The organism is Ercella succinigenes (assembly GCF_900002895.1).
Window position 1 is genome coordinate 1 of the sequence record NZ_CDHP01000069.1, and the last position, 5025, is coordinate 5025.

The 5025-nt window shown below is 35.0% G+C and carries 6 protein-coding genes; 4 read left to right on the forward strand and 2 right to left on the reverse strand.

Translation table 11 applies throughout. From position 1 onward, the window contains the following. Positions 1-665 precede the first annotated feature (665 nt). On the forward strand, positions 666-1727 hold the full coding sequence (locus AC0KSB_RS14240) for a hypothetical protein (protein WP_472310420.1): 1062 nt from the start codon (positions 666-668) through the stop codon (positions 1725-1727). An 87-nt stretch (positions 1728-1814) separates the two neighbouring features. Further along, positions 1815-2423 (forward strand): hypothetical protein, encoded by a 609-nt coding sequence (locus tag AC0KSB_RS14245; RefSeq protein WP_472310421.1) that lies wholly within the window; start codon positions 1815-1817, stop codon positions 2421-2423. Between the two features lie 768 nt (positions 2424-3191). Here the strand turns inward: AC0KSB_RS14245 and AC0KSB_RS14250 are convergent. Beyond that, positions 3192-3323, reverse strand: coding sequence for a hypothetical protein (locus tag AC0KSB_RS14250; RefSeq protein WP_472310422.1), 132 nt, complete (start codon positions 3321-3323; stop codon positions 3192-3194). An 835-nt stretch (positions 3324-4158) separates the two neighbouring features. Here AC0KSB_RS14250 and AC0KSB_RS14255 point away from each other — a divergent pair. Both AC0KSB_RS14255 and AC0KSB_RS14260 read left to right on the forward strand, forming a co-directional pair. Next, on the forward strand, positions 4159-4338 hold the full coding sequence (locus AC0KSB_RS14255) for an AIM24 family protein (protein WP_472310424.1): 180 nt from the start codon (positions 4159-4161) through the stop codon (positions 4336-4338). A gap of 16 nt (positions 4339-4354) precedes the next feature. Further along, on the forward strand, positions 4355-4852 hold the full coding sequence (locus AC0KSB_RS14260) for a GNAT family N-acetyltransferase (RefSeq protein ID WP_472310423.1): 498 nt from the start codon (positions 4355-4357) through the stop codon (positions 4850-4852). An 11-nt stretch (positions 4853-4863) separates the two neighbouring features. Here AC0KSB_RS14260 and AC0KSB_RS14265 read toward each other — a convergent pair whose 3' ends face one another. Then, positions 4864-5022 (reverse strand): rhodanese-like domain-containing protein, encoded by a 159-nt coding sequence (locus AC0KSB_RS14265; RefSeq protein ID WP_472310425.1) that lies wholly within the window; start codon positions 5020-5022, stop codon positions 4864-4866. Positions 5023-5025 lie beyond the last annotated feature (3 nt).

Genomic DNA, 5025 nt, shown 5'->3' on the forward strand with positions numbered 1-5025 from the left:
TAGAAAGTAAAGGTGATGCTTTTGGCTGTATGAATATACAAATATGTTAAATATTAAAAATTTATTTGTTAATACTGTCTGTTTGAGATAATCAAGTTTTTGGCTTTATGCGTTTAACTTTGTAACGTTGTCCTATGAGTAAGATTTATAGACAACTAAACTTTTTTAGAGAGGCATAATCATGAAGAATCGAATAAAAAAAATTATGATTATATTTTTTGTTGCTATTTTTATTGTTGCAAACGTGATTAACCTAAAAAGATTTGTGCTTTATGACATTATTACACCAATTAATACTATTATATCGTGCCTCTACATAATTATTTGTTTCTTTATTATTTTATTTGCTCTTAAGTTAAAGGATAAAAGTACAAGTGTTTTTTGTTTGGTTTTCTGGATAATTCAATTTCTTTGTTTACTTATATCAGTGATGTACTTTATGGGTCAAGAAACCATGTTAAAATTTCTATTTTTATTTGTTTGGTTGATGATAGCTCCTTTCTACGGACTTGACATTTTTCATGATCAAACCATCCTCAGTATTGTAATATTTATTATTTCAACTACCAATCTTATCTTATCATTTATAGCATTTCGAAGATCAAGATACGCATGATAGCTAAATAGTTTTTTGAACCTTTTAAAAAATAGAAAGGAAACTTATTATGAAGAAGCAAACATCGACTTTCATAATTGTTAGTCTTATTGCAATAACCTTTATTATAGTTGGTAGTGGGTTTAGTGCTTCTAGAGAAAATGAAGGAAGTACTAATGTCTTAGATAAGTATGTCAATATACAAGACGAAGAAGAGCTTTTGAAAGAGTTAAGGTCATTATCCGCAAACAATCTTGTTGAAGAAATAGAAGAATTAAGCAGGAATACAGATGATCCTCAGACTTTAATGTATCATGCTTGCATTCTTAATGAAAAGGTTAACGAACTAAGTTCAACTGAAATAATGTCATTATTGCTTGACAGAGAGGCATCTTCATTATCAAAGATAGTTCTTTTACAGGTTTGTAAGTTCAATGACATCTATGATCAAACAACTTTCGATGAGCTTTTGTATGACAATCAGGTTGATACTGAAGTAAGACAATACACATTGCTGGCTGTGCCAGAAGGCACTGATACTATATGGCTTGAAGACTTATGTTATGATAAAGATGAGGATCTTGCCTTCCAAGCTCTGAAAAGATTAAGTTTTGAGGACATCAACAGATCGGTCAAAATTGCTGATGAAATCTTATCTAATATTAATATTGTGTCTGCCGATAAATTGCGTATTGCGATTCTTACAAAGTCAAAGTTCTACGAGGAAGAACCATTCGAAGATGGAGATCAGGATTTAGATGCATTTATTAGATTATGTATGGATATAGTCTCAAAAACAGACGATCAATTACTTTCTGATGCAATAGTGACTGGTCTCTCATCCATACCAAGCGAGCGAGCAGTCGCTGAAATAATAAAGAATGACAAGATTGATAATATTATGAAAGCATCATGTGTTCGGCAAAACTACCAAATGTTAGTGAAAATTGCAAATGGTGTACCATCCGAAGATGAAAAAGATCTTCTGATTGCAGCTCTTGAGATACACCCAATTCAAGAGGTTGTTGATGCGGTAAATGCTGCTGCGAAAACCTTGGAAGACAATCGGCTGTCATCTGTAATTAATGATTTAGAAAAGATGGGTACTGCTTACTCTGTTGATGAAGGTTAAATGTCTTAAGTTACAGATTATAAGTTTTAAGCTGTGTTAAAATCACTGTTTTCTGTTTATGACACAGCAGAAAGGAAAACCAAAAATATGAAAAAGAAAATGTCTTTTTTGCTGATAGTTATCATTTGCTTTGCATTACTAAATACAACTACAAATGCTGCAACAGGATATCAAGCCTATGCTGTTTACAATAGTGGGCAAAAAGTAGTGAATGTATTTGGACATGGAGCTATGATGGTGGGGGCATATTCCACGTCTTATAAACCTGTAGTACACATAACCACAATTGCTGGTCCGGTGAAGACGGACACTTGGTCTAATTTTATTGGAACGACAACTTTGTATGGTGCGTATTCACCCAAATCAGGATTTAATAACATGAAACGTGATCTTATTGTAGCAACAGCAAGATCTATGACATCGTATTCTATCAAATATTGTCTATTGGCACAAATTGATTATCCAACTTCAAAAATAGGGAACCCTGTGCTTGGTCTTGGGTCAATAACTGCATTAAGATGTGATGGTGTAATTGAGTATTGTTATGAATATAATGGGGTAAAGATTTTTGGTTCTTCCTCGGGTTGGAATATATCGGTACCTTCACTAGCTTCACGGAACGAGCATACTGGAGTTAGCATAACGCCACACTCACAGCGAGTTAATTATATGAATCTTGCTACGACTACCCCATAAATAATGACATATTATACAGACAGTGTATAGAAACGTTGTAGTCGTATAATTCTGTTATTGAATGTAAATAAATCATTGGATAGCAATCCCAAAAACGTATAACATAAGTATCTCTTAATGTTAAACAACAAAATATAGTTATCACAAACGCTAGGTTGACAACAAAAACAGATTATTTAATGGGAAAGTATAAAGTTTTTTGTATCCCTCAGTAGTAATCTAATCGTTCTGGCGAGATTGTCTGAAAAAATCGGTAAACAAGCTATTCGTCTAGTCACAAAAAGCATATCAGTCGATTCTAATACTTGCATAGAGATCTGGAATCGACAGCTATATTTGTTGTCTTAAGCCAGTTGAGCGCTAACTAACGCGAAATCATAACTGCCGGCTCAGCCGGCAGTTTGTTCGGTTCTATAATTGTCTTTTACCGGCTGGACTTCCGTCCTTATGAAAATGTGAAACCAGCCACCCCCAAATGGGTTCTCCCTGATATGTGATGATAATGTAACAATTAATTCTTGTTCATACGATATCTCGAGCAAAATAAGCAACACCCCAAAAATTTTTCTAATCAATGGGTTTGAGGGTTTTACTGTATGTCAGGAAAACCTAGCAGAAATAAAGATATTAAGCAGATTAGGATATGTCATTGATCCGATCCTCGCGGAAAACAAAAACTGTTCTTAAATCCAGATCACTTTTGGCAACCTTGAAGTTATCTTCAATATCGGATATCGGACAAACCCCCGATAAATTTGGATTATTTGGTTATCCGGCATATCCAATGTTGTATTTGGCCGGATCGGCAATGATTTTGAGCGCGTTATCAATTATCTCTTCGCGTTCCCTACGTGCTTTGTCCGCATATTTTTTTGCTCCAGAAGATGACTTGTTTTTCATCTATTAGCATCTTTTTTTCGAGCCATTCTTCATGCTAACTAGAATCTCGCGTACTTCTATTCGAGATTTGTTTTTGTACTCAAATTTCTCTTCCAATGGTTTGCCGTCTCTGTCAGTATAACCACGATCTTCAAGAACATATTTCTTGAATTGTTCAGAGCTTTTTCGAATTGAGAAGCTGAAGACATATCCATTTACACTTTTGTCCCTGTCTCCACCCTTGAGAAAATAGGTGTTGTCTAAAGAGGTGCAACCCCTAGCCGCAACAGCGATAACTCACTCAGGTGCAGAATTTGGTTAATGGTCAATAGCTTCATGATGGAATTGATATTGTACTTGAAGTTTTTGTGCCGGACTTTATTGTTGAAAAGCCGATCCAGTTAAAGCGTGTGATAATTTGGAAAATAACGACATAACCAAGATTGTAACGCTGGTGGGATTTTACATAAAGTTTTTCGTTCATATCGATTGCTAGCGTTAACTTTTTATCTATTTTTTCTTGGACATTCATTTTGTTGACAACTTCTTTGAAATGAGCGACCGGGTCAGAGTGCTGATTCAGCAGTTCATGAACATAACCCAACGTTTTGTAGTGCTTAGTCCTAGCCTGTTTTTTGTCCTAGTATTTCCTTTCAATAATCAAATAAATTCCAGCTTTGCGTTTTCTGACATCTAAGCGATGAGCCTTGTTGGATTCCCTCGATTTCTCATTTGGCCAGAAGGCAAACTAATAACACCTATATGCATTATATTATGCGATAATGTGCTACAAATATTTGTAAATAATTCGCAAAAAAATCCTCCCTAGCTCTTCTGCTGAGAGGTTCTTCGGTTTCTGGTCTATGTTTTATCTGTCAAACAAGAGATGGTGAAGGGCTTTAAAAATGTTCTTTTTGGCGGTGAAGGTTTATTCCTGACCACTTTAACAGGACCAGGAAAAGTTTGGCTGCAAACAATGACTTTATCGAATTTTGCCAAACAGCTGATTCCATTTTTGCCAAAATCCGGTAATTAAAAAAAGGTAATTGATTATGACATTTGATTTTTTGCAAGTAAAAGATTTTGCTGCTGCTGCTGTGCTTTCTGAGCTTGCCTCTGAAATATGGCATGAGCACTATGACAAGCTGATCGGATCTGAGCAGGTAAATTATATGATTGCCAAATTTCAGTCTCCAGAAGCTATAATCAACGATATAAAAGAAAAAAACTATGAATATTTTATCTTAAGCAGTGACTGCGATGATAAAGCAGGATACTATGCCGTGAAACCAGATCTTGCTGAGAAATCTCTTTTTCTCAGTAAGATCTATTTGTCCGAAAAGTTTAGAGGTCATGGATTGTCCAGAAAGATGATTGATCACATGAAGGCCAGACATAACCCTTCATATATCTGGTTAACTGTAAATAAAGGCAATTCAGGGAGCATAAAAGTATATCAGCATTTTGGATTTGAAATTATTTCTGAGCAGAAATCTGATATAGGATCTGGTTATTATATGGATGATTATGTCATGAAAATGCAGATATAATTGTCATAAGACTATTTTACTATCTTGAAAGGCCAACTGAAGATACCACCCATATCATATACATTTTCGTATCCATTTTTGACAAGAAACCTTGCTGCTTGAGCACTTCTTGCTCCGCTGGCACAATAAACAACAATAGCTTGGCTTTTGTCTGAAGGAAGTTCAGCCAGATT